Annotated in this window: 21 protein-coding genes and 1 pseudogene; 2 read left to right on the forward strand and 20 right to left on the reverse strand. The window is 61.0% G+C overall.

Annotation, left to right across the window (positions count from 1 at the left end; translation table 11 throughout):
• Window positions 1-4: 4 nt before the first annotated feature.
• From BDE40_RS17735 to BDE40_RS17760, 5 genes are all read right to left on the reverse strand, one after another.
• On the reverse strand, window positions 5-2338 hold the full coding sequence (locus tag BDE40_RS17735) for a relaxase/mobilization nuclease domain-containing protein (RefSeq protein ID WP_134016893.1): 2334 nt from the start codon (window positions 2336-2338) through the stop codon (window positions 5-7).
• Window positions 2325-2918, reverse strand: coding sequence for a transposase (locus BDE40_RS17740; RefSeq protein WP_134016896.1), 594 nt, complete (start codon window positions 2916-2918; stop codon window positions 2325-2327). The genes BDE40_RS17735 and BDE40_RS17740 overlap by 14 nt, the downstream gene beginning before the upstream one ends.
• Before the next feature lie 520 nt (window positions 2919-3438).
• Window positions 3439-3645, reverse strand: coding sequence for a hypothetical protein (locus tag BDE40_RS17745; RefSeq protein WP_007120662.1), 207 nt, complete (start codon window positions 3643-3645; stop codon window positions 3439-3441).
• Between the two features lie 533 nt (window positions 3646-4178).
• The gene (locus BDE40_RS17755; RefSeq protein ID WP_246030510.1) at window positions 4179-5195 is read right to left on the reverse strand and encodes a nucleotidyltransferase family protein; all 1017 of its coding nucleotides are present in this window, start codon (window positions 5193-5195) and stop codon (window positions 4179-4181) included.
• A gap of 131 nt (window positions 5196-5326) precedes the next feature.
• A complete protein-coding gene (locus tag BDE40_RS17760) occupies window positions 5327-6256 on the reverse strand; it encodes a DUF2493 domain-containing protein (protein ID WP_134016903.1) in 930 nt (309 codons plus the stop codon).
• A 705-nt stretch (window positions 6257-6961) separates the two neighbouring features.
• Here BDE40_RS17760 and BDE40_RS17770 point away from each other — a divergent pair.
• Window positions 6962-8070, forward strand: a protein-coding gene (locus BDE40_RS17770; protein ID WP_134016907.1) for an IS3 family transposase whose coding sequence is annotated in 2 segments (ribosomal slippage) — window positions 6962-7217 and window positions 7217-8070 — 1110 coding nt in all. Because the reading frame shifts where the segments join, the coding sequence is not laid out codon by codon here.
• 91 nt (window positions 8071-8161) lie between these two features.
• Here the strand turns inward: BDE40_RS17770 and BDE40_RS17775 are convergent.
• The gene (locus tag BDE40_RS17775; protein WP_134016909.1) at window positions 8162-12103 is read right to left on the reverse strand and encodes a tetratricopeptide repeat protein; all 3942 of its coding nucleotides are present in this window, start codon (window positions 12101-12103) and stop codon (window positions 8162-8164) included.
• 187 nt (window positions 12104-12290) lie between these two features.
• Here BDE40_RS17775 and BDE40_RS17780 point away from each other — a divergent pair, with 187 nt between their 5' ends.
• Entirely contained in the window at window positions 12291-12605 is a 315-nt protein-coding gene (locus BDE40_RS17780) for a hypothetical protein (RefSeq protein WP_088664985.1), read from the forward strand.
• Between the two features lie 103 nt (window positions 12606-12708).
• Here the strand turns inward: BDE40_RS17780 and BDE40_RS17785 are convergent, their stop codons facing one another.
• The 14 genes and pseudogenes from BDE40_RS17785 to BDE40_RS17845 all read right to left on the reverse strand — a co-directional run bounded on the left by BDE40_RS17785 (window position 12709) and on the right by BDE40_RS17845 (window position 25400).
• Entirely contained in the window at window positions 12709-13308 is a 600-nt protein-coding gene (locus tag BDE40_RS17785; protein ID WP_246030511.1) for a rhomboid family intramembrane serine protease, read from the reverse strand.
• Between the two features lie 130 nt (window positions 13309-13438).
• Window positions 13439-13975 (reverse strand): hypothetical protein, encoded by a 537-nt coding sequence (locus BDE40_RS17790; protein WP_246030512.1) that lies wholly within the window; start codon window positions 13973-13975, stop codon window positions 13439-13441.
• A gap of 154 nt (window positions 13976-14129) precedes the next feature.
• Entirely contained in the window at window positions 14130-14858 is a 729-nt protein-coding gene (locus BDE40_RS17795) for a DUF736 family protein (protein ID WP_134016911.1), read from the reverse strand.
• Between the two features lie 124 nt (window positions 14859-14982).
• Window positions 14983-15285, reverse strand: a complete 303-nt coding sequence (locus BDE40_RS17800) for a hypothetical protein (protein ID WP_134016913.1) — start codon at window positions 15283-15285, stop codon at window positions 14983-14985.
• 100 nt (window positions 15286-15385) lie between these two features.
• Entirely contained in the window at window positions 15386-15847 is a 462-nt protein-coding gene (locus tag BDE40_RS17805) for a DUF6915 family protein (protein WP_134016915.1), read from the reverse strand.
• A 1-nt stretch (window position 15848) separates the two neighbouring features.
• Complete coding sequence (locus tag BDE40_RS17810; protein WP_134016917.1) at window positions 15849-16235, reverse strand: DUF6878 family protein; 387 nt, start codon at window positions 16233-16235, stop codon at window positions 15849-15851.
• A 121-nt stretch (window positions 16236-16356) separates the two neighbouring features.
• Window positions 16357-20620: pseudogene (locus BDE40_RS17815) on the reverse strand (strawberry notch-like NTP hydrolase domain-containing protein).
• Window positions 20621-20723: 103 nt separating this feature from the next.
• A complete protein-coding gene (locus BDE40_RS17820; RefSeq protein WP_113912995.1) occupies window positions 20724-20876 on the reverse strand; it encodes an antitoxin PaaA2 family protein in 153 nt (50 codons plus the stop codon).
• On the reverse strand, window positions 20866-21030 hold the full coding sequence (locus BDE40_RS18265) for a hypothetical protein (protein ID WP_162848126.1): 165 nt from the start codon (window positions 21028-21030) through the stop codon (window positions 20866-20868). Before BDE40_RS18265 ends, BDE40_RS17820 begins: the two co-directional genes overlap by 11 nt.
• A 101-nt stretch (window positions 21031-21131) precedes the next feature.
• The gene (locus BDE40_RS17825; protein WP_101657206.1) at window positions 21132-21650 is read right to left on the reverse strand and encodes a type II toxin-antitoxin system YhaV family toxin; all 519 of its coding nucleotides are present in this window, start codon (window positions 21648-21650) and stop codon (window positions 21132-21134) included.
• Window positions 21647-21973, reverse strand: coding sequence for a type II toxin-antitoxin system PrlF family antitoxin (locus BDE40_RS17830; protein WP_005668772.1), 327 nt, complete (start codon window positions 21971-21973; stop codon window positions 21647-21649). The genes BDE40_RS17825 and BDE40_RS17830 overlap by 4 nt, the downstream gene beginning before the upstream one ends.
• 123 nt (window positions 21974-22096) lie before the next feature.
• Window positions 22097-22750, reverse strand: coding sequence for a DUF6927 domain-containing protein (locus tag BDE40_RS17835; RefSeq protein ID WP_134016947.1), 654 nt, complete (start codon window positions 22748-22750; stop codon window positions 22097-22099).
• Window positions 22750-23343 carry a hypothetical protein gene (locus BDE40_RS17840; protein ID WP_025042408.1) on the reverse strand — a complete coding sequence of 198 codons (594 nt, stop codon included), beginning with the start codon at window positions 23341-23343 and terminating at the stop codon, window positions 22750-22752. Before BDE40_RS17840 ends, BDE40_RS17835 begins: the two co-directional genes overlap by 1 nt.
• Window positions 23344-23417: 74 nt before the next feature.
• The gene (locus BDE40_RS17845; protein WP_134016919.1) at window positions 23418-25400 is read right to left on the reverse strand and encodes a ParB/RepB/Spo0J family partition protein; all 1983 of its coding nucleotides are present in this window, start codon (window positions 25398-25400) and stop codon (window positions 23418-23420) included.
• Between the last annotated feature and the right edge of the window lie 186 nt (window positions 25401-25586).

Raw genomic sequence — 25586 nt, forward strand, 5'->3', positions numbered from 1 at the left:
GCGCTCAATGGACCTGTCCCCGCTCGGTCTCGCCATCCACGTCTGTCGCGCGGTGTTTTTCGTATTCGGTGTCGGCAAGATCATCGACCACCTGGCGCAGGGCCTCCGTGTTGGCCGTCGCTGCATCCGATTGCAGGTAGACCTTGGCGACATAAAGCCGGTTGAGGCGGTCCTCGAGAACCTTGTCCAGCGCATCGGCATCACCGGATGTGAGCCGCTCAAGTTGACGGTCATCCAGCACCCGCGCGATCTCGGTTCGGAAAGCGTCCCGCTCCGCCTCGGTCTCGAAGGGCGCGGACAACTCCCCCGCCCGCTCATGGTCTAGGACGCGCGCAATCTCGTCTGCGAGGCGGTCGGTACGGTCAGTCTGCGGCGCCGTTTCATCGCGGGTGGCTAGACGTTCGTCACGCGTGCCAACCCCAAGCCCCTCGCGCATCTCGGTTTCGCGGCGGACCTGGTTGATGACCTCCGTGTCCCGGATCTCGACGACGGCCGCATAGGTCGCGCCAAGCCCGCGGGCGAGGTGGGACGGCATGTCCGGATAGCGCTCCCTGAATTCATCCGTGACAGCATCTGCAACCGGCATGCGGAGGTCGCGTCCCTCCATGATGCGGTCGACCTCGCGGGTGATCTCGCTGGCGCGGGCCGCATCGGTGATGGTCTCCCTGTAGGGCTCAGACCGGTCGATCACGTCGCCGGGACGTGCGAGCAAGTTCGGGTGTGCCTCGAGATACGCGCGCTGCTCCGTCTCGATCCGGCGCTCCGCCCGTGAGACAACCTCCCAGTCCCGGCCCTCGATCTGCTGCGCTGTCAGGCCCTCTGCGCGCATCTCCTGACGGATTGTCCCTTCCATCGCCCGCACCGCGTCCTCGTGATAATGGAACCGCTCGCTGTCCGGTTCCGCTTCCATGACGCCATCCCGGCGCAGCACGTTCTCCCGCTCCAAGAGCGTGCCAAGTTCGACGTGCACATCGTTGAGAATGTCGCGCGCCTGTTCCAGATCAGCGCGGCGTTCGAGGTTCAGATCGCGCGCCTCGGCCACTTTGGCGAGATCATCTGCGATCCATTGATGCTCGAGCGCTGCATTTGAGGCGCCCGTCTCGATCCGGGCCACCACTTCCGATGTGCTGATCCCGGTGCCCCGTAGTGCTACGTCAATGCGCGATCTCAGGTCGGGCTCGGCCAGTCGCTCGCGCTGGCTGGCGTCGATATTGGCTTCGGAATAGATCCCGCCCTCCGAGGGGGTCTCTGACAGCGTGGATGATCGCAAACCAAGCGGCTGCATGTGCTGGACCTGCGTCTGGATCTCGATGAGACGTTTTTCCAGCACGGGACGTTCCGCGTCAGACTTCTCGGCGATCATGCCCTGCACCCGCGCGAGCTTTTCCGCATAGAGGCTTCTCAGATCCTCGAAACTTTGATCTTCGGCCATATACACATCTCCTGTTCGGTCCACCTGCCCGCCATGCGCCAGCACCTCGCCCGCGCGGAAGAGTGCCGCGGCAATATCCTCGCGGGCCTCCTGGGAGGCTTCCGCGGCAAGCGAATGGTAGACAGTTCTGGCGTTGGCGATCTGGGCCAGCGTCCGGGTCAAGTCGGCCCCCACACGTTCCCGCTCGCGGGGCGCGCGACCCTCTTCTTTCGCGGCGTAGACCTCGCTGGTGCGGGCTGGGTAATGCACAACCCCGCGATCCACCCGGCGCGTGGCTTCCAGGCGCACGCCGTACTTCTCCGCCTCCTCGACCATGGCGAGGCGGAAGTCGTCATAGTTGAACCGATGGTTGCGCCCCAGAAAGAAGAACTCGCCTTCCTGCGAGCGGCGGTTCAGCACCAGATGCGCATGGGGGTGATCGCGGTCCTCATGCACCGCGATGATGTAATCGAAATGCCCCTCATCAGTTTGGAAGAACCGCTCCGCCACGTCCGTCGCGATGTCGCGCACATCCTCCCCGCGCGTGCCGATGGGGAAGGACATGAGCATGTGGGTGGTCTGCCCAAGCTTGGGCTTGAAGCCCGCATCCCACCGCTTGGCAAAGCGCTCGGTCAGATCCTTGATGTCACCCGCCTCGAGCTTCGTCTTGCCATCCAGGAACCCGCTACTGTCCACGATATGGGTGGACTTGGTGGTGAGGTAATCGAGCTGGTTTGCGAGCTGCGATTTCGTGTGCGTGCCCCCGCCCCGGATCGCCTTGAAGACCGCTGGCCGATGCCCTGCTGCCGCGCGCACAAGCTGGGTCTGCTTGGCCACGTGCAGCCCTTGCATCGAGCCCCGAACGCGGCTCCAGCCATCCCGGAAGACCTCGCCCGTGACGGCATGGACGGCATCATTCAGCCGCATGGGCAAACTCCCTCAGCGCGGCCGTGGCCTGCAGCTGCATCGCGTCTCGACGGCGGCGCAGAAGCAGATCGATCTCGTCCGCGGAATCCAGAATGAACCGCGCCAGCCCGCGCATCTGCGCGAGACGCAATTCGGTGAACTCGGCACTCGTGCCGCCCACGGCCCCCTGCCCCATCCGGTTGGCCCGCGTCATCTGCTTGGCGATCTGCCCGACCCCATTGCCGACCTCGTGTAGAGAGGCGCGGTAGCGCGCCATCTCGGCCGCCATCTGCGCGTCCGGAACGAACACCCCGCCCGCCGCCTGAATGAGCCGCCTGAGCCCCTCGGCACGGCTCTCGATCCCGGCGGCGGCCAGCACCTCGTCGAGCGCCGCAAGCTCTGCGGCCGTCACCTTCACACTGACCGCGGAGACCGGGATCGCGGCATCCGTCTGGCGCTCGGCATCGGCTTTCAGGACGTAGCGCACGGCCCGCGATGTGACCTCGAAACGCTCGGCCAGCTCGGACGTCGACACACCCTCCGCGGCCTCGCGGACGATCTGCATCTTCTCGATCTCTGTCAGGCGTTTTGTTCGGGACATGCGGAAGAAAGACCCCCTATTTCCTGCCACCTTCCACCAAGGCTGCCCCTATCCTACGATAATATACCTAGCTGTCAACTATATACTTACGTCGCACTCAGTCTCAGGCAGCCTTGGTGTCCGCTTCACGCCGCGGCCCGCAGGGACGCGGCTCTGCCGCCCTCACCACCGGGCGACCCACCTGTCCTAGGGGTCCCCTTCCCCAGCACCGCCCGAGGGTCTGGCCGAACACGCATGTGTTCGGACGGAACCGCGGGCGGGCGCAAACCCCACCGACAGGGCGGAAAGGCAGGGTCAAGGAGGGCCAGATTTGGCTCCGCCAAATCTCTGCCGCAAAAACCGGGAGGCCCTGGCCGATAGGTTTTTGTGGATGGCCCCCTTGAGGCTGACTGGCCGGTCTGTCGCGGCATGATCATTCCGGGGGGAGTGCGTCCTTTGAGCGCGCAGGGACCTGCATCCCTGGAACAGGGATCGGGCCGCCCCAAGATCGTCCTGGGGCGGCCCATCCTCGTCAGAGGATTTAGTCCTGGGGATCTTTCGCGCTCGGCGGGAACATCACCAGCTCCGAGACCGCGACCGGGAAGTCGAGCTTGAGGCTGAAGAACTCCGAGCCGTCCCCGTTGCGGGTGTTGCGGAACATCGCACCCACGCGCTGAAAACGGGTGCGCTCCTGGCCATCGGTGTCGGTGAACTTGACGGGGACGGTGGCGACGTAGTGGTTGGTCATTTGGGTTACTCCTTGTTGCGATGGGGATCTGCCAGCACGGGGGCAAGAGGCCCGGTCGCAAGCGCAAATGCGGAGGGTCCGCGGCTCCGCCGTGGAAGCCGTATTTGTGCTTGCCGGAGCGAAGCGCAGGGCACGATTGGGGCGACCCCGTGCGATCCACATCTATGAGCAAAAAGGAGTGATCCGGATGATCCTTGCTATCACGCCGACGCCACCATCCGCGTCCCGCCAAGCCTGGCCAGGGTGCGGACGGAGCCCGACCGCGTGGGAGCTATGTTCCGAAACACCACCCGAAGGTTGTACAGGTCTTCAGCCTCATGTGCGATGTCTCGACCCCTCGGTTTTGCGCTGCTGACGATGTGCGAGGTGCGCACCATCCCCAGCCCATACCGATGCGGATGGGCCGCACTCTGACGGGCTGGGTAGAGGGATGACGGTGCTGGATGCCGTGAGCTGCCGATCAAGTGTGACCGATCGCACGCGCCATGAGACATGACGAAAGGGCCGCGCCAAGCACGACCCCGTTACGGCCATCACGCGCCCAAGCTGTCGAGCATCCCCCTGGTATCAGGCATTCGCTTCAGCGAGTTGCCGATGTGCTCCCGCCAGCGCGGCCCAACCTCCATTGCGGTGGCATAGGCCCGAGCCAGATCATCGGGCCGGTCCTCGGCCATCGCTTCGATAAGGAAAGCCGCCTGCTCGCGGTCCTTCGCGGATTTCAGGCTCCCTGCCCCATCGCGGCGCCGATCCGCGATGATCAGTTTGTGGATCGCATAGCGCTCTGGACGAGGGACCTGCACGAGAATGCCGGATCGATAGATAGCCGCCGCGTGGATCGGCTCAGCGATCAGGAAATTGAGATAGTTCAATCCTTGGGCGTTCACGCCCAATGCTGGCAGATCACGGATGGTCTCATCTCCGAACGCCGGTGTGAGAAACTCGACCAACTGGCCGCTGCCACCCTGGGCCCATCGCCATGTCCGACCTTGGTCAAGAGCTGGCAGAGGATCGAATTTGAGCGCTGAGAACGTCTCGGCAAGACCCGGGTCGACCTGATCCTGCAACGCAACGCTGAGCTTCTCGAACTGCGCGATGTCGATGTCGCCAGTATTGGCCATACCGCCAATTGGCAGACGGATACCAAGCTCGCCTTCATAGAGGCGAAATGCATTGGTTCCGACGATGGTGCCACCCAAACGGAAGGTTCCGGCTGCGGCCATGGCCGACAGGATGGAACCGGTCGCCCGGTCGATGGGCGTCATGCCTTCCGCACGCAAGAGCCGAACAAGCCGCGACCGTTCCGCCTGCCGATCCTTGGCCGTTGCGCGCAGCTCCTCAATCCGGTTGATACGTGCACGCGTCTCGTCACTGTCCTCGCCGATATAGATGAAGCGCATCTCGGTGCCGACACGCCGGGCTGCGTACCAATAGGCCTTGTCGCCGCGCTCCTTGAGAGTCGGCTTGCCTTCGACACCGGACAAAGCGTCGTCCTTCAAAAGACGTACCAGATCGGTATAGGCGCTCATCGCGATGCTGCTGAGTGGAGTCATGCCAATCATTTCCAAGTTTTGCTTGGCACACATATACCTATCAAAACAGGAAAATGCTAGGCAAAGCAATTTGGGCCCCGCCACGCGCATGAGAAACAACGAAAGGGCCGCCCGAAGGCGACCCTCTCAACTCACGTCTCCGCAGTTTTCTTTGCCGGGTCCGCAACCCGCATGACCGTCAAGCCTTTCGCTTCGGCCTTCTGCCCGAGGTTCAGCGCGACCCCGTTGCCGCCGAAGAGCACAACCCCCGTCGCCGCGAACTTGTCGTCCAGCATTTCGTCGTTGCACTTGAACGGTGCCGCACGCCCGTGCGCGGACCAGCGCGGATCGAAGCGCGCCTGTGCTATCCCGCGTGCCCGGGCCCACCGAGCCGCGATCATCTCCGCCCCGTGCTTGCCACCCTTGTGGCAGAGGAATATCTCCTGGTTGCGGTTCTGCTTGATCCGTTCGCGAACCTTGTCGAGCGTGTTGAAGATCACATCGACATCGGTCCAGTCGGTGGCGCCTGAGACGATCAGGGGCACCCCCTCGACTTTGGATTTCTCGGCAGTCTCGCGGTCGTGCTGCTCGAGGAGCTGCCGCGCCTCGAAGACCGCCCCGGTCTCTTGCGCCCGGACGCTTGCGCGCGACCCGGCTGCCGGGATGAAGGCGTGGCCCGTCTCGACCTCGTAGCATTCCGCCGCTGCTTCGCTCATCACCTCGATGGCGCCGACAATCTCGCGCAATTGCACAAAGCGCGCCTGCGCCTCTTCGAGCGCGGTCTCGGCGATCTCCGATCCGTCGTGAGATTTTGCCAGCGCGCCGATCTTGTCGGCGGTGCGGTCGACCTCCTTGCCAAGCGCCACCTTGCGGCGCTGCAGGATCGTGGCGAGCCCGTGCGCCAGCGGTTCGATTTCCGCTTCAAGCCCGGTCCCGCGCAGCAGTCCGAGCAATGCATCGAAGCTTTCGCGGATGATGCGGTCGGTCAAGACGTGATCCTCGGGGATCGGCAGCTGCGCGTCCTTCTCGGTCAGCCCGAAAAGCTCGATGGTCTCGTAGGTGTTAGCGGTGTCGTAAGCCATGTTCTTTCTCCAGATATTGGGTTCGACCACCACGTGAGTGTGGTGGCATGGCCGAATGTCTGGTTTCCGAATCTGCCCGGGTCAGGGACGGCGCAGCCGCCGGCTTGCCGGGCGCAAAAGTTTTCCGCGTGCAGCACCGGACACAGGCGCGCCCTCACGCATGGGACCGCCCCGCGCCAAAGGCCCCGCCCTCGCCGAAAAGTTTTGCGATCCTTGACGCGGGCTGATTTGGGGGCCATCCGGAGGATATGCTTCCGCACTCATGTGTGTGTGTTTTGACGGTAGGTTTGCCCGACCCGAGCAGGCAAACGGCCCGACCGGACGCGGAAGACGGATGAAGCGGCGGGATCGTTTTGCCCCGCAAAACAGACCAGAGCGCAATCCGGCGGAGCGGCCGGGGAGGGACGTGCTCGCGAGGCGGGCAAACCGGGATGCCGGGTGCTGCGCCGCGGTGAGGCCGCATGGCCGAATGCGCGACGGACCGAAGGGCCGTTCTCCCCTGCGACACGCGAAGCCGAGCTGGGGAGGCCGCAAGGCATAAGCCAAGGTTGATGTGCAGGGGCTACGCTTTAGGCTATACGGATTACTTCTCCAAGCTTGCGACGTGATCGGACGGGGAGCCGCCGTTCGCTGCACGAGCTGACCTGCTCCCCTGAAAAGTCCTCGATTTGAGGTTAGCCTGTTCTCCAACTGAGGAGACAGACGATGAAGAGAAGCCGTTTCAGCGAAGAGCAGATCATTGGCATTTTGAAAGAGCATCAGGCCGGGCTTGGTGCAAAGGAGCTGTGCCGCAAGCATGGGATCAGTGACGCGACCTTCTACAAGTGGCGTTCCAAGTATGGCGGCTTGGAGGTTTCAGACGCCCGTCGGCTGAAGACGCTGGAATCCGAGAACGCCAAGCTGAAGAAGATGCTGGCCGAGCAAATGATGGACGTGGCGACGCTGAAAGAGATGCTCGGAAAAAACTTCTGAGGCCCGGTTCGAGGAGGAATGCTGTGAACTGGGCCATGAAGACCAAGGGTTACAATCAGCGCCGTGCCTGTGCGCTGGCCGGGATCGATCCGCGTGTGTATCGGCGCAAGTCGAAGCGCCCCGCCGACACGGAACTGCGCACAAGGATGAATGAACTGGCCTCTGAGCGGCGTCGGTTCGGTTATCGACGGCTGCATATCTTGCTGAAGCGTGAAGGCTGGGAAGTGAACTGGAAGAAGCTCTATCGGCTCTACCGCGAAGAAGGCTTAACAGTCCGCAAACGGGGCGGACGCAAGCGCGCAGTAGGCACCAGGACGCCCATGGCGATCCCGCAGGGGCCGAACCAGAGATGGTCGCTCGACTTCATGTCGGACGCGCTGGAAGACGGACGCCGGTTCAGGGTGCTGAATGTGATCGATGACTTTAGCCGGGAATGCCTGGCCGCCGTGGTGGATACATCCATTGGCGGTGCGCGCGTCGCCCGTGAGCTGGACCGGATCGCCGAGCTGCGCGGCTATCCCTGCCTTGTGGTCTCGGACAATGGAACCGAACTGACGTCGAACGCGATGTTGAAATGGCAGGAGGACCGAAAGGTCGGCTGGCATTACATCGCACCAGGAAAGCCCATGCAGAACGGCCTGGTGGAAAGCTTCAATGGAAGGATGCGCGAAGAGTGCCTAAACGAACACCTGTTCCCGTCTCTGCGCCATGCCTGCCGCATGATCGCGGCATGGCGCGCCGACTACAATCAACACCGCCCACACTCGAGCCTCGACGGGCTCACCCCGTGGGAGTATCACCAACGGTCAAGAGAGGACCAAACCCTGAACAGAGCTAACTGAAAGACGCGGACTCAAAGGGGAGCAGGTCAGAGCGCACCGCGAGTTGGGTGGGTCGTAAAGCGGACGTTCACGCCAATATCAATTAAATGGTTCAGTTTGGGATGCACGAACCGAGTAGCCTAATCTTTTCCGTCACACGAAATCGAATGGCATGAGGAAGAGACACCGGCCGCTGTAGCTGAGATTTCTTTGCTTCTTCAACTTGTTGATCGAAATTCGGCGTTCCAAGTTCTCGACCAACAAGCCACCAAAAGGCGTGCTCAATCAAGTTAAATACGCGAATGGAGACCTGCGCGGTCAGCAACTTTATGACTTCGATCGTTTTGCCCCTACGCGGTGCACAGAATGCCTCTAGAACCAGACTTGCGTAGCGGTTTCGCAGGTGCTCTTGTTTCGTTTCCCGGAACACCAAGTCAAGGAACAGGGCAGCGACACCAATGTTGGTTTCCAAGTCCGCGTTCTTCCCGCCAACCACTTCCAACATCCTCTTCGCAGTACTTTGCCCGCTGAACCCATCAGCCTTCGCCTGGGTTAGCAAAGTTTGAGAGTCCATTGACACGTAGGTGAAGTCGCGGTTCAGGCAGTCTACGATGAATTTGGTGTAGTCCTCAATCGAGACAAAGCCTCGATCTTTGGCAAGCAGTAGAACAGGCTGCAGCCAACTTGATCCGACCTCAAGCGCGGCTGACGCCCACTGTCGCAATCCTTGATCCTCAGATAGCAGCAGGAAACCATTCCCTTCAGCAGCCAAGACGCTGTCTCTCGCCGACGACCCTAAAACCTCAGATATCTCGAGGTCTTGGCCTTCTAGATCGGCCCGTGGAACGGAAGTAGCGATTTTACAGTGAGCTAGAACGTCTTCTCGTTGACGTTTCTTGACTTCGAAGTCGATTTGGTTTTGCTCGGGTGTTATCTCAATCATCGTGAAACGACCATCTTGCCAGGACGTTATTCCGGATCGTCGGTCGATGTTGTTCTTTGCCTCAATTTCCCGCTTTGCAAAGACCTCCAACGTTGTTTGAGTAACGTGAACTGGGCCGCAAACTTTCGAAATCGTTTCCCAAAGATGGAAGTCCGATGCCAGCGCGGCCGTGATCGGGTCCAGCACGCACCCTCTTTCGGCATTGGACTGGATTTCCTTGATTGCATTGTTGCGCTCGTCGCGACTGCCAATACAAACACGTGGCTGAATGCCAACACCAGGGAGGCCCGCCCAACCGTCAACTACGTCCTTTCCAAGCGCTTCTGCAACAAAACAGAATGGGAGTGCGTTAGCGGCGTAGTTGTCCAAAACGGATTGATCGCGGTCATGTGCCGCTTTCGTGATGCGCTCCATGTCGACGAGAGGATTGTCGGCCTGGAAGTCGAAGGTCATTCGCTGCATACCCGAGTTCGTCGGGAATCTCTTGTTGAATTCCTCTAGTGACTTATGCAGAAGGTCGAGAACTCTCGGCTTGATCCACAAGACCTCGAACTCGATGCTTTCATACTGAGTGGCGATAACGAACTTCTCGCCTACAGTTTTACCAATGCAAGCCTTCGCGAATTCGCTGGTCGGCGCGTGTCTTTCAGCCTCAAAATTGTGAGCATTCGTCCCTTCAATACGAGCGCGTCGAACACCATCACTGGACCTAGTTTCAAAAACGCAATTCTCTTGTATTTCCGCAGCCTTGGGGATTGCGTCCTCCAAATCATCATACATCAAGATAAGCCCCTGATAAGCAAGATGAATGGCTGGGTCATCCCAGTTTAAAATTAGCTCCTGATAGGCTGTATCCACACCCCACTTTCTGTTGCCGTACTGAACGGCAAGGTGACAGAGGCGCATACGTTCCAGCGGGTTACCTTCAGGAATTTTCTTCTCGAAGGTGCGCAGTTTCCTTCCAATTTCGCTCTCGCGACCTTGCAGTTGCCAAAGCCCAAGCCTCGAGATTTGCATTTCTAAGTCGTTGGGTTCGACCCGAAGGTAGGCGTTAAGGTGGTTCTCAATATCCGCAGCGCCAGAATTGATCGCAAGAATTGATCTTGCCCGAAGGTACCATTCATCACTTGAGAGTTCAGGCGGGAATACATTGAATAGATTCAGCGCCCTGCGGTGCTTTTGGCCCGAGATCAGTGCGCTGAGCAGCAACCGAAGTGCTTCACTGTCGTGTTGTGTTGAAACCTGATCCTCCAGCAAGACGACGATTTGGTCGTGGTTGCCAAGCTGTCGGTATTCAGTGGCGATTTCGACCCGTTCAGCCATCGTAGCATCCGAGGGAAGGCCGGCTACAATCTCATCAAGTTGAGAATTTGCCGCTTCAACATCTCCGCTAATCCGAAGAACTCTCGCCAACACAATCTTGAAACGAAGTGAGTCCGGGTTTTCTACAAGCCCCTGTCTACATTTCTTGATTGCGGTGTTCCAATCTCCCATCTTCGAAAGAGAGGTCAGCTCAGACGAAAGCAACATCAACCGATGTTCTTCGGACCAGTTCGTCGCATCGATGCGATCAATTGCTTCTAGCGCGTCAGACGGGCTCAAAATGTGAGCCGTCGCCTCAGTTCTAAGCGAAATGACCTCAGGGTGCTCGCTGTCCTCGTCGAGAAGCTCAAGGATTCTGCCGAAATCTCGATCCTCATGGGCAATTATGGCTAGCTGAAGCGATATCGATGGCTCCCCAGAGCAAAGGGCGAGCCCCATTTCCAATACCTGTTTGGCCTCGTCGTTACGATCAACAAGGCGCAGTGCCAAACCTGCATTGTGGATTGTAGCCAAAGAAAAACGTGATCGTCTCGAAACACACGCCTGGTATAGTTCTTCTGCAGCGGAGTTCAGGTCCTGAAAGCTAGGGAATTCACTGATGCCACCTTGTGCGCTTTTAGCATTGTTCTGAATTTCAAGCTCCAGAACAGCCTCCGCCCAGTTCAAACGAATCTGATCGTCGGATTGGTCTGACTGGTACGCCTCGACTGCCATCGTAAGCCAAGCTGCGTCATCGCGATTTCGATAGGCCTGGCACAAAGCCGCCTTTACAGCCGACTTGCCTTGCACATTCTCCGAAAGTCCCGCCAACAGATCATCGGCTGGAAAGAAACTTCGAGCTTGAACGAGCACGGCTGCAGCGATGTCGTCATCAGGTCGCGCATGTACAGCCTCTCCAGCCAACTTCCTCGCTTGATCGTACTCGCCCTGCAATAGCTTCGACGTCGCAAGGTTCCTCTTTGACGATCTATGATCCGGGCAAATGTCATAGGCGCGCTCTATCAGCGAATGCGCCTCGCTGTCGTCCCCAAACTTCAACGCGGCTGAAGCAAGACCAATCAGAATTCGATACTTTTCTGATGAAGTGGCAGACCCCCAATCCGCTTCTTTCAAATCAGCTAGACCCGTGCGGCCTATTTCCAAATTGCCATTTTCTATCATTTCCACGAAGATCGTGATCTTCGTATGTCGAGGAGAGCTTTCATTTTCCGCCTGAGCGTCGAAGCTGGGCGGACGAAGATCATTCTGCGCATCCGGCAAAGCAGATGTAACAAGGTCTTTCACCTCATCAATCTTTACGGCGATCTGTTCGAGGCCCCTCTTTGAAAACGGATCGTATGTAGGGTCTATCTGCTCCCAAACATCGGAATGTAGAGAAGCGTGCTCTTGGAATTGATCCCATCCCCAAACAGAAACAGAGAACCCATGGTCCGTACCTGCAAGTTCGTCCGTGATTTCCCTAGCCGCTTTTTGGATGGCAGCATCGCGACGAGCCGTTGTAACAAGAATGTACTCTTTGATTTTTGGTGAGAACAATTTCGCTTTCTCAACTTCATCACGCAATTCAGTTTCGGTGACAGCTTCATCCATTTTTTGCTTGCACTGAACACCGACCCAGTGCGTGCGATTTCTTCTGCCGTAGACATCGACGCCGTGTTGAGCTTGGCCTTGCCGTCCATTCTTTTCTGTCGCATGGTCTTGCAGCTCAGCCCTAAAAAGCAGCCAAGTGTGGTGCTCGAAATCTTGCCAGTTTTCGGGTTTCGGTAGTGAACGATTGGATAGGGACATCACTGTACTCGTTTAGAGGGTGCCTGGACGCATGCTGCGGCGACTCTAGGGTTTACTACAACATATGGTGCCATGGCGTGCCGGGCAACGGCGCAACGGGTGGCGATTAAGGCACCTATCGGGCTGACATTCCAATTTCACCTTGGATCGGCTTGCGCAGACAGGTGGACAGGCTATCCTTTCCGCCATGGAATACACTTACCCCATTAATTTTGTTGGCCACGATCAGTGGATGAACAGCGGGTACGACCCGGGCTTGTCGCACGGCGATGTCATCACTCGCGACGGGGAGATCATCGGCAAGTGGCGCGTTGTTGGCTATGATCCAAATGATGAGTATTCCGGCGGTCGTTTTGAGTTTACAGCTTCGGGAAAAGACGCTGTAAAATTCACCGAACACTTCGCATCACTTGATGTGCGCATGAGCCGGGGCTTTGCGCTGTCAACACTAACGAGAACAATCAGGGAATGGTATGAGGCCAGCAACCCAACAATCTCCTGATTGAGGGGCTATCAGAAGAATGTCTGCAATGCGGGCTGCGAACGCGGTCTTAGAAACCAGTGCTCAACGTCGGCTAAGGGCCGACCACGTCTGGCGTACGGCTTCAGTCCAGATCGACGCCGCCGAGGCGCGGCGCATGTACATGCGTTCGGATTAGGAACGCAGCGCCCGCGCCCGCGATGGCGCCGAAGAGATGCGCCTCCCAGGAGACGCCGGATTGGCCCGGAAGAACGCCCCAGAGAATGGAGCTATAGAGGACACCGACCACCAGTGCCGCGCCCAGCGTGATCAATGAGCGATCCACAAAGCCGCGCGCGACGAGGAAGCCAAACCAGCCGAAGACCAACCCTGACGCACCGATATGGATGGCGGAGCTTCCGAACAGCCAGACGAGTCCGCCGCCGAGGCCGATCACCACTGCGTTCACCGGCAGCAGGGCCCTCGTGGTCGTTGCCACCAACAGCCCACCCATCACCAAGAGCGGCGGCGTATTTGCCATAAGGTGCGCGAAACTTCCATGCAGGAGGGGCATGGCGATGACACCATCCAATCCGCTTACGTGACGGGGGATCAGGCCGAAGGCCGGATTCAAGCCGTAACCGATAATCCAATTGAGGAGGTGAACCGCCCAGAGCAGTGCGACAAAGGCGACAAGCGCCGCGGCGCGACGAAAGAAGGCGCGCATGTGATCCCGGTTCATCATGTTGGCGACAGTAGACGTCCCCACAGCACCTTCAACGGCTTTCGCGCGCTGCACAGGATGCCACCTCCAGGAAAGGGGGTTTGAGGCGGCCAACCTCGGTACGGCTCAAGCCAAGAGAATGGCTCGGATCTTACACGGTGTTTCCCGGACGAAAGGGCTGCGGTTCACGCTCGGGACGCTTCAGGGCTTCGGCGTATTTGCGCGCATTGTCATCGATCGTGTTGTGCCAAAGCTTCGAGGCGAAGGCCCGGGCGTCTTGGACTGTCATGTCTTTCAGCGAAGAGGACAGCGCCATGAAAAGCTCATCCTCGCTAATCGCAGCGGCGCGGTGCATGGCATCCGCGTAAAATGACGGGTCGTTGAGAACCTGCTCGCGCAGCGGCATCCGCGCGAGGTTCTCCTCCGGGATCGCCATGAAGATCGTGTCCTGAACTTCGGTCAGATACGCACGCCGCGATGTGGACACCGGCTTTCCCGCCGCCTTGGCCTCCAGAAATGCCTGCCTTGTCCTGTCGAGCTTTGCCCTTGCATGGATCATGATGACATCACGCTTGCGGTCAAGCAGCGCAAATCCGGTGCAACGCTCGATATGAGCAAGAAGCTCTGCAACCTCTGCTTCTACATCAAAGCTCTCGAACCATGGAGCTTTTCCCAGTCTCGCCACCATGTGCCTACCCTCGCCCTCTCAATAATATATTATCGTATATCATATTCAGCAGATCGCAAGCAGATGTGTGCGTCGTACCGCCAGACATGGAAAAAGGGGAACCGTGGTCCCACGGCTCCCCTTTCGGTTCGTATCGTTTTATCTCGCGCGCCGATTAGGCGACCAACGACAGCCCCGTGCCTGCATCCTGCGGCTGCTCACCGCTGTCGATGAACGGGATGATCGAGAAGGTCTGCCCACCGCGCTGTTCTTCGTTCTGCACGGCGTTGACGCGCAGGTCGCCATCGGGCGTGTTGATCAGCAGCGACAGGTAGTCATTGCCCGTGCGGCTGCTTTTGGCCATCCAGGCCGAGCCGACGCGGATCGGCGTGCCCCGAGGCGAGCTGACCTCGATCCGGTAATCGGGGTGAGTCTCCTCGGTCTTGTAGCTGTTTTCGATAAGCATGAACTCCAGATCGAACATCATGTTGGCGATGTAGCCGGTGAAGGCGTTGTCGGCGTCCATGGCGGTGAGCTCGCCCGAGATCGAGCCGGATTTCATCAGGCCGTTCGAGACCAGCGGGATGATCTCGAATTCGCCGCTTTGGGCCGCGCGCGCCTCTTTCGTCTGCACCGCGTTGACCCGGAAGGGGCCCAAGCCGACATCGATCTGCATCGAGATGTAGGGGTTGCCACTGGTATTGCCGGTCTCGTTCCAGGCCGTGCCGATGCGCACCTTGCGGCCTGTTTTGTTGACTGCCGTTACGTCAAAATCCGGGCTGCGTTCGGACATCTTGGCCCGCGCCTCCAACTGGATGGCGATGTCAAAGCGCGTCGAGTGGATCATGCCGGTGTACTGAGCGGCTGCGGTCTCGACATTGCGGGTGAGGGTTCCTGCGAACATGGGATGGTTCCTTTTGGATTGGCCGGTGCCTGACGTTCTTGCCAGCGCATCCGGGATTGCTTTCTCGACCCCTTGAGGGATCACAAATCAGAAAGCCTGCTTTCCTTTCAGCCCCTCCCACGGGTCAAAGCTGCCGTCCGAGTGGGAATGCCCCCGCGCCTCCGGGTGCTACGCCCCTCCCCTGCCCGTCTGGTCTTGATTGGTTGCCCGGATTTTCTGCGGCGTCCTTCGATTGCGCGACGAAGAACTCCGCTTCTTCCCCGTTCAACCGGTGCCCGCCCCGGTCGGTCAGACCGATGCAGCTACCATTCGGCACATAGGTGATGAGGTACTGACCGAGCCGGTCCTTGTGGACAACGTAGCCGGTATTGGCCCAATGCACGGTCTGCCCGGCATCAACCGCGGCTTTGATTTCATCGAGTGGCATGCGATCCTCCTCAAGAAGAATGGTGGGGAAACGACGCAGGAAGCCCGATCGTCCAACCGGGCTTCCATGCAGCATTTGTTTGGCCAACGGCCGAGAGCTGTCAGGCACCTTGCGTGGCTTGCGTCGCGCGCGCAGCCATCCAATCCTTCAAACCAAGAACCGTTCTGCCGGCGGCGACTTCAGATGCCCAGGCTGCCCTTGGGTCGCCGCAGGGCTCATCGCCGGAATGCCGGTCGATGTGGCCATTGGCCATCCATGGCTCGGGCTGGATCCGTCGCAGCCAGTCCGCCATGCTCGGAATGCGGCCCTGGCAGTCTTCGCGGACATGTTGCTCACCAATCCAGCGCACGGGGATGTCGCGACCAGCGCTATTGGTCAGGGTCAAGCCGAAGACACGTTCGGCCTCGAACAGGCCTTGAGCATGATGACGCAGGGCTCTGTGCGTGAAGAGCGCGAGGTGCTCTTTTGAGACGTCAAACCAGTCGTGGACGGCCTGATAATCAGACGGGACACCGCCGAATTTCCGGGCGGAGCTTTCAGCATGATGAAGCGGATGCGCCATATCAAAGCCCCTCGTCATAGCAGTGCGCGCATTCAACATAGCGGTCCGCGTGATCGAGGGTGATGCTGTCTAGTGCTATGTCCCAGGTCAGGGTGCCATAGCCGCCCTCATTGTTCTCGAACCCAGGATGATGGTGATAGGCGAGCGACCAGGCGAAATCGCCCACCTCTGTCGCAAGCGGTTCCGACAGTTGGACCTCTGCAGGCTGCACCGTCACATCCTCGACATTGCCGGAGTCGCCATAGCCTTCGTATTCGGCAGTGACCTCGCTGATGCCAAGCGCTCGTAGTTGCGCGAGCAGCTCCGCTCGGGATGCCTTCAGGGTGGTTTCGCGCTCTGCACGCCACTGAGCCGCCATTGCGGCATAATCGATCTGGGGATTGGTCATGGGTGTGTCCTCTTATCTGAATTTGGGGGGGCGGGCGTTGCATTGGTCCGCGCCCGCCCGGAACGCGCAGATCGGCCAAATCCCGATCCACGCCGCCCGACCCAAAGCCCGCTTTGACTTTTCAGGCGGCTTGTTCTGCCGCTCTGGCGGCTTCCTGCCCCACGATCCGGGCCAGAATGCTTCCCGTGTCGATCCCGTCCCCATGCGGCAAGAACACCCTCAGCTGGAAGGCGATGATCTCCGTGAAACACCCCATGGCCTTGAGGCTGTCGATCATGCCCCGATCCGCGCCGCCAAGCTCGAGGCGCATCTCGCCTGCGACCCGGCGACGGGTCAGGGTCAGTCCCCGGCCCAGATCGACAGGTTCGGTGGTGCCGAGGGCGGCGGTCAGCATCTCCTGCGGTGTTTGCGGGTTGGAGACGAGGAAGCGGGCGCGCAGCGCTGCCGCCCCTTCCTCGCTCAGCGTGCGCCCGATCATCGCCGTCGCCCCGTCAGGCGTGACCCGGTAGATGCGTTCATTGGTGGTCGGAATGTCCTTCCAGATCGGCAGCAGCAGCCCGGTCAGCAGGTAGAGCTTCGTCGTGGTGGTTTTTGGCAGGGACGCAGCCTCTGCGTCCCAAAGCTGGGTGAACTCGGGCCGCTCAATGTCTTCCCAAGCCGAGGACTCGAACCGCGCCTCTTCGAGATAGCTGGACCCGTTTGGCCTCACCGCCTTGCGCATCAGCGTGACAATGTCCTCGTCATACATCTGCATGGGGTGCGCCGAGATGAGCGCCGCGCGGCCGGAGGCGCGATTGACCATCGGCAGCTTGTCGGGATTGCGCGATATGGCCTCTTCGGCGCCCAGGACATACACTGGGTCCGTCACCTCGAGCCCGATGATCCGCGTCACCGCGCCGGATTTCGGGCAGGTCCAGAGATCCTCTGTGGAGACCTGCTCGATCTTTTCGCCGCGCAGGGTTTCCACGCCAAGATCGAGCGTGCCTGCCGCGCGCGCCCGTTCAGTCTGATCAGCGATCCGACGCATGAACTCGGCAAAGAGCGCGTGCTGCATGTGGATAGGAAGGGCAAGCACCCGGTTGAGAAACCGCTGGATCGGGGGAAGCTCTTCAAGGAGCACCCCGTCCTTGTCGATCAGCCGCAGGGCCGTCCAGTCGGTGAAGCTCTCGTAGCTCATCGCCTCAGCGCGCCCGGCGGCAAGATCGGCGAAATATCCCCGCAAAGCCGCCCGTGCGATCGGGCTTTCCAGATTGTCCTCCTCGCGGAACATGCCTTGCGAGCCGGTCTCGCGCTGGCCTTTGGTGAGGGCCCCAAGCTGATCGAGGCGCTTGGCAATCGTCGAAGTGAAGCGCTTCTCGCCATGCACATCTGAGGTGCAGACCCGGAAGAAGGGTGCGCTGACCTGCGCCGAGCGATGCGTGCGGCCCAGCCCCTGGATGGCCGCATCGGCGCGCCAGCCGGGCTCCAGCAGGTAGTGCCGCCGCCGCTTCTGGTTCTTGGCCGTTTGTGCCGCATGATAGGACCGGCCCGTCCCGCCCGCATCGGAAAAGATCAGGACATCCTTCTCGCCGTCCATGAAGGCTTGGGTCTCCGACGAATTACTGCTTGCGCTGCGCTTCTCGATGAAGAGATGACCATCCTCGGCCTTGAGGGGCCGGATGGACCGCCCCGTGACTTCTGCCACGGCCTCATCGCCAAAAGCCCAGAGGATCTGATCGAGCGCCGAGGGGATCGGCGCCAGCGTCATCAACTCCATCATGGCCGCGTCACGTAAAGCGAGCGCTTCGCGCGAGACGACCAGCGCGCCGGCCTCATCCCGCAAGGGTTCCGCGACCATGTTGCCGTCGATCTCCACGAGCTTTTGCGCGTGGATCGGGAAGGCCTGTTCGAGGTAGCCCAGAACATAGTCGCGCGGCGTCAAGGCACCCTCGACGAGTTCATCCTCCGGGTCCATCGCCTCAAGCCGACGCTTCAGCAGGCTCTCGCCTGTCGAGACAACCTGGATGACGCAAGCGTGCCCCGCCGCCAGATCGTCCGCGATGGCGCGGATGATGGTCAAGGCCTTCATGCCCATCAGCAGATGATTGAAGAAGCGCTGCTTCGTGCTCTCGAAGCGGGACTTGGCCGAGGCGCGTGCGGCCGAGGCATTGGTCTCTCCCGAGGCGTCGTTGACGCCGGTCGCTGTCAGCGCGGCCTCGAGATTGTGGTGGATCGTCCGAAACGCACCCGCATAGGCGTCGTAGATCTCGATCTGGGCCTGGGTGAGCGCGTGTTCGAGCACGTCATACTCCACGCCATCGAAGCTGAGGGCGCGGGCCGTGTAGAGCCCGAGCGTCTTGAGATCACGCGCGACCACCTCCATGGCGGCGACACCGCCGGCTTCCATAGCAGAAACGAAGCTCTCGCGTCTTGGGAAGGGGTATTCCGGCCCCTGCCCCCAGAGCCCCAGCCGCGCGGCATAGGCGAGGTTGTGCACGCTCGTGGCGCCCGTGGCCGAGATGTAGAAGACGCGAGCGCGGGGTGCTGCCAGTTGCAACCGCAGCCCGGCAAGGCCCTGCTGGGAGGGTTTGACCCCCCCTGCCCTGCTCGGACCCGGCCGCGTTCTGCATGGCATGGGCCTCATCAAAGGCCAGCACGCCTTCAAAGTCTTCGCCCATCCAGGCGAGGATCTGGCTCAGTCGCGTGGTGCCGCATTTGCCCGCGGACCGCAGCGTGGCGTAGGTGACAAATAGGATGCCGTCGCCCATCGGGACGGGCTGGTCCGGTTTCCATTTGGAGAGCGGCTGGATGTCGGCTGGCGAGCCGCCGAGATCGGTCCAGTCGCGGATGGCGTCCTCGATGAGCGTGGCGGATTTGGAGACCCAGATCGCCTTCCTGCGCCCGGAAAGCCAGTTCACGAGAATGAGCCCCGCGCATTCGCGGCCCTTGCCGCAACCGGTGCCGTCGCCGAGGAAATAACCAAGGCGATAGGCACGTGCATCCGGGTCATCATCGGCGCGCGTCAGCTTGGTCTGGTCGTCATCGATGGTAAACCGACCGGGCAGATCACGCCCATGGGCATCATGCGCCATGATGATGGTCTCGAGCTGTGCCTCGGAAAGACCTCCCTCCTCGATCAACCGTGCGGGCAGGCGCAAGTCATCACGACCCGTGTTTGAGGGCATGGGCGGGGCAACAGAGGCCATGGCGATGCTTTCAACGAGCGGGGTGGGATGTTCCTGCGCACCCGCGATCGCGATCCGCTGCGGACGGTAGCGCGCATAGATGTCCGAGACCGGCGTGTTGTCGCGCGGGGTCTGAAGGCTTGTGAAGCTGAGCGGGACAACGGCCTTGGCCCGGGGTTTGGAGGGGGCGACAGGCGCAGCGGCGGCCTTGCGCGGGGCAGATGATGGAACGCTCGACCGAGTATGAGGGATCGCTGCCGCCCGTTGGACTGGGCGCATCTCGGTCCGGGTCGCGGCCACGGCGTCAACGAAAGGAAGGACTTCCTCCAGATCCTGAACCGCGGCGCGGATCATTTCGCCGTCCTCCTGCACCTTGTCGAAGACCATCAGATGGGTTTCGACAGAGGTGCCGAGCTTGCGGTAGACCTGCCCCGGCATCGTCAGCGCCAAGCGTGGCGTCAGGAGACCGCAGGCGCGGGACCAATGCGCGGCATCGCGTTCGGGCGTGAATCCCGGCGGCATGATCGCCACCAGCCGCCCGCCGGGCGCGAGACGCTTTGCAGCCCCGATGAGATGTTTTGCAGCGATGTGCTTGTCGCGGGAACGATCGACCGAGGAGGCGAAGGGCGGGTTCATCACCACGACGTCGGGTAGAACCGTCGACTGCAGCAGATCGTCGATTTGCTCGCCGTCATGGCCCGTCACCTCGCCGCCGAAAACCGCGCGCAGGAGGCTCTGGCGAAAGGGGTCGATCTCGTTGAGCAGAAGTGTGGCACCGGCCCGGGCGGCGAAAGCGGCCAGGGCACCGGTACCAGCCGAGGGCTCCAGCACGGTCTCGCCCTTGCGGATCGCCGCGCCCCGCACGACCATCGCCGCAAAAGGCAACGGCGTGGAAAACTGCTGCAACCGGATCTGCAACTCGGAGCGGCGCGTCTCTGTCAGCAGCCGTGAAGCGAGAAGCTTTGCAGCGGCGATGTCACCTGCCGCGCCGTCCCCACGCAGCAGCACCTGAACAGCCGCGGCCTGCATCAGGTCATAGGCCATGCGCCAGTCCCAGGCACCGCCGGCATCGCTGCCATGGAACGTCTCGCGCATGATACGCGCGAGCGCTGAACTGCGCAGGGGCTGGTTGTCGACCTCCGCGCCGATCTGCTCGAGGGCAGAGGCGAGGTCAGGGTGGGAGATCGAGAGAGCCGGGTTTGCCGGTTTGGGCTTGTTCATGGGGATTTTCCTTTGGATCAGGGTCTGAGTTCCAAAGGACAAAAAGCCCGCTTTCGCTTTTCAGGGTGACGGGGGTCAGACCGCGCTGACCTCCAAGGCTTGGTCAGGACTTGGGTTCGACCTCCCGTTTCGCATCAATCAATGCCTGTGCGGCCTGCATCACCTGAACTTGAGATGTTCCCGTGCATTCCTCCTCCAGCGCGGCCTGCACCTTCGCGCGAAACCACGCGTCATACGAATTCGCTTCAGCGGCCACGGACATACTCCTCGAGCCCCATATCCAGCAGCTTGCCGAGGTCATCGGGCATGTCTGCAACGCGCACAGCAAATTGCGAATGCTTCCATTTCATCCGAGATGCGCCTTGCTCATCGGTGCCAAGGTGCGGCTCTTCCTTCCCCGTTGGGTCCATTGCGCTCTCTCCGACTATACTATGGGTCGATGCTACATCACCCAGCCTGGCGTCGTAAACGGCAATGCCGTAAGGTTCACAGCAAGCCTTCTACTGGCCACTTACCGATCGGGCGCCGCTTCAAGGGAAGTTTCGAACCGCTTGTCCGCCGCCGCGGCTTCTTTCAGGAGCGCGTCAAAATTGTCAGGTGGGTTGCCATCTTCCAGCATCCCTTTGAACGTCGCATAGGCATCCGTCTTGCTGCCATAGGCGCGCAGGGTCTTGTCGTCGTTCACCCAGGCCACCACGATGACCTTCGCATCGCTGTTGAACCGGTAGAACAACCGATACTGTTGGAAGAATTTCGCCCGGAACCAGTGCTTGCGATGATCGCCGAGTGTGCCGCCTTGCCGGAAGGCGGCGGCACCCGGATCTGCCGGTATAGCCTCGGTGACCAGCTTGAAGATGGCTGCCAGCCGTTTCGTGGGGTTTTTCTTACGCCAGGTCTTTGGATCGCGTGCCTTACGCGCCTCGACCTCCAGGGTCAGCCCTTCGAGCTGGTCCAGAAAGAGCGGATGCGCATAGATCGACCATCCGTTTACGACAAGGGGCGCTTGGGCGGGCACGCTATCGCCGCTCATTCATCCTCGAGCGATAGCGGCGCATCGAGATCGACGTCAACGTCGCCGACCAGTGCTGCAAGACGGTCATGCAAAGCCCCATCGAACGCCCGAATGCGGTCCGGATGCGCCTTGATATCGGCCTCGACAAAATCGAGAAAGGCTCCGAGCACGGGATCTTCCTCGTCGCTGCGCACGGGCTCGATATAGACCCTGCCACTCGGCTCGGTGCAGTAACGAATCTGGTCGCCCTTGCCCAGCTTGAGCTGTTTGCGCACACCCGCCGGCACGGTCGTCTGATACCGATCCGTGAGTTTCGAGACATCTTGTGCGAGGGCTGTCATGGCAGTCTCCTGAAGAAAAGGGTCTTTGCTGCCCGCGATAGGTAATGCATTTGCATTGCATTGTCAAGATTAGACGCAGGATCTGCTGTTACCGGGCAGGTCGATGAACCGTCCGGCGCTGACCTATTCTCGCCCCGCCAGAAACTCCGCCAGCACAGGACTGGTCGCGACTTTCGCGGAGCTGAGCAGCTCCGAGCCCGCAAGCGAGGCCTTCGACAAGCGTACGAGCCCACCGGTTTCCTCGATGCGGTAGCAGCGGCGTTTCTGCCGGCCCCGCCTGTAGTGGGTCGCGGTGACAATCTGGCAGGTGCTGCCATCGGTGAGCGTCACAGGGGTGGCGAGCCTGATCTTGTCGCCTTCCTCGTAGTCCGGGATCGCAGCCCAGTCCTGGCAGCGCTGGCGCCAGGCATGAGCATAGCTGTCTGGGTCTTTCAGCTCGGACAGCATGGCCAATAGGCTCAGTGGCGCGCGGGATTCGACCGGTCCCGCGCTTTCCTCCATGTCCTTGTAGCCCCAGCAGCCGTCATCATATCGGGTAAGGAATACGGCGGCGAAAGTGATGGAGCCATCCGCATCGGTGACATAGGTCGTGTCTTCGACAGGGGTGCCGTCGATATTTGTGACCTTTGCCGCCGCGTACCAAGTCGAACCCACCTTGCAGGCTTTGACCAGTTCCGTCTTGCGCCTTTCGCCCTCGAAGGTGCACAGCCGAGCAATCTCCGCTTTCTCATCCGCGTAGGTCTGGACGCGGCCGTCGGTGTAGAAGAGCCAACCCATCACGCCGCCCTCCGGTCATCGATTTCCATCAGCGCATCGAGCGGCACGCGGTAGGGCTGCATGGCGTCGAAATCCTCGCAATTGCCGCAGTTCTGCACGATCGCGAAGGTGTCGCAGGCATCCTTGAGGATGACCCGGAAGGTGCCGCCGAGGCCCGAGGGCACCTCGTAGGTCCCGCCGATGAGATAGTCCGAGGCGCGGCGCACGAAGACGCGGATGCTGTGGCCATCAGTGGCCAGCCGGATAGCCCCCCGCCCCCGGTCGATGAGAACCTGCACGTCATCCAGGATGTCGGTGTAGAACTGGCCGGTCAGATCGCGAAACGCCATGCGGCGCTGCGCCATCCAGTCGGTGTCCCGAAATGGGTTCATGCCGTCGGCGAAGGCGAAAGACGGATCGGCCTGTTCGGTGGTGACGATTCGGGTGGTCGTGCCATCGATGCCGTTTGAGCGCAGATGCACACCATTGCCGACGATCAGGATCAGGGCGGGCCTGTCCACGGGCCCGTTCCAGTTGGGCAGGAAGGTTTTGCAGGCGCGCGCATGGGCGATCTGTGCCGCAACAGCGGAGGCAGAGAACTTGAGAATAGCCATGGGGATGTCTTTCGATTGAGTGTGGGAAGGGCGACCCGCGCGGGCGAAATGCTTCGCGCGGGTCGCGTGAGGACTCAGGCCGCTTGCGCGACCTCGCTGTCAGGCTCCCGGGAGTCCGCAGTGGGTTCCGCCTCATCACAGGCGACACCGGCGGTCTGCATCATGGGCGGACACCAGGTGGCCACCGCGGCGCGCTGCGCGTCGGTGAGCGTGGCGAAGGGTTCGGCGAAGAGCTTGTCGCAGAAGGCGACGATCTCCTTCTTGCTCGACGAAGCCAGCGTCACCGCCTCCTGGGCCAGACCCAGATCCTCGCCGAGGATCTTCAGGAGCCAGGCCTTTTTAAAGCGGTTGAAGAGCGCCGCATTCGGCGTCCAATGCGCGCGAATGTCGGGCATGATCTCGATCTCGAACGCATGCATCAGGCTGTCGCGCTGTCGGTCCCGCGCGAAGCAGGACTGCGTGGTGCTGGCCGTGGCATAGGCGACGAGCTTGGCCTTCTCGCCGGCCTCCAGCGCGCGAAACGCCGCGAACTGATCGGCGGGCGCGCGGGCGTCATCGAGCCAAGAAAGGTCAAGCGCATCATGCGCCGCCGCCACCTGCTCGAGCGAGGTCTCGTCGATCTCGTCCATCTTGGCATGGCTGCGGTATTCCTTGCGGGCATCGATCTTGATTGCCTGCGTGACACTCATGCCGCTGGCCAGAACGTCACTGACCAGCTTGAAGAGCGTCAGATCGAGCGTGGCCTCCGGATGCAGCGCCATCGCGGCGCCAAGGGCCATAGCCCGCTCGGTCTTGAGGTCCTCTGCCAGCGAGGCCGGATAGGTGATTTCGCCGGCGTCCGGGGCCCCCTCCCCCGTCGGGTTGGCGGAGGAGCCGCGCGCGCCCTCCTCTTTGACGGTGTCTTCCGGGCGGACGAGGCCCACATGGAGCGTGATCTGCCCACCCTGCCACGACGCGATCACCCCAGACCGCGCGAGGTCCTCGGCGCTGTAGGCCTCCTGCAGATCGCGGGCTTCCTCTTCCAACGTGTCCACGCGGTCGTAAAGCGCGTTGTAGGCACCGTCCTCGAGCCCCTCGTCCTCCATCTCGAGCTGCAATTTCTCAAGCTCGGCGGTGATCTCACCGATGCGCTTCTGGGCAGCCTCATCCGGCTCGATCGGGCCGGGATAGACGCGGCCGTAGTCGGCCATGGTCGCGTAATCATAGCGGACCATCGCATCGGCCCAGGCAAAGCCCAGCTCTCTGCGAGCCTCTTCGGCGGCGGCACCGAGCTTCTCGAGCAGGATGGTTTCGACCAGCGCCGCATCCTCAAGCACGGAATGCTCTTCCAGAAGGTCAGCTGCGACGGCACCGCCACGCGCCTCGTAGTCTTCGCGCACGAAAGCCCCGATATCATCGCTGACCTGCACGCCGCGGGATTTGAGGGCCTGACGGACGGTATAGGCCTGCAGATAGCCGCCGTCTTTCGTGAGCGCCTCGAAGACCTCGCGCTGTGCCTCCTGGCTTGGATGCTCGGCAAAGGCCTTCATCGTGTCGAGCGTGATCACCTTGCCCCGGGCCGCTGTGCGGATGTCGGGGTGGATCAGGCCATAGCGCAACCGGCCTTTCACGGCCGCCACCGTGGTGCCGAAGGTCTTTGCGATCGTCTCGGGCGTCTGGCCGTCGACCTCCATCATCCGGGCGAAGGCCTCGAACTCGTCGATGGCATTCATCGGTGCTTGGGTGATGTTCTCGGCGAGCGACAGCGCCGTGGTGACGTCGCAGTCTTCCGGCACGAGGCGGCAGTCGATCTTGGTTTTCGCGGTGAACCCCTTGGTGGCCTTGTCGGCGATCAGCTCCTTCAGGGCTGCATGGCGCCGTCCGCCGGCGAGGACAGCATATTTGCCGTCAAGCTTCTGGACCAGGAGCGGCTGCAGGAGACCCAGAACGGCGATGCTGGCCTTCAGATGCGCGATGTTCTCGGGGTCATAAGTTTCCGGAGAGTTGCTGCGCACATTGGCGGGATGCGGGACCAGATCGCCGATAGCGACGGTAAGGGGAGCAAAGCTTGTGGTCATGGGATATCCTTCCAGGAGGGTGAGGTGTGGCCCGCGCGCTCACGCGCGTGACCAATCCCCGGCTTCAGGGATCACCACGACAAAAGGCCCACTTCCGTAATGGGGCGGGCCTTTGTCAATAGCTTCGGAAATGTCAAAAACGTCCGGTCAAGAACTTACTCTCCACCGAATTTGAGATACCAATTC

The organism is Litoreibacter halocynthiae, assembly GCF_004365635.1.
In the GTDB taxonomy this organism is placed as follows: Bacteria; Pseudomonadota; Alphaproteobacteria; order Rhodobacterales; family Rhodobacteraceae; genus Litoreibacter; species Litoreibacter halocynthiae.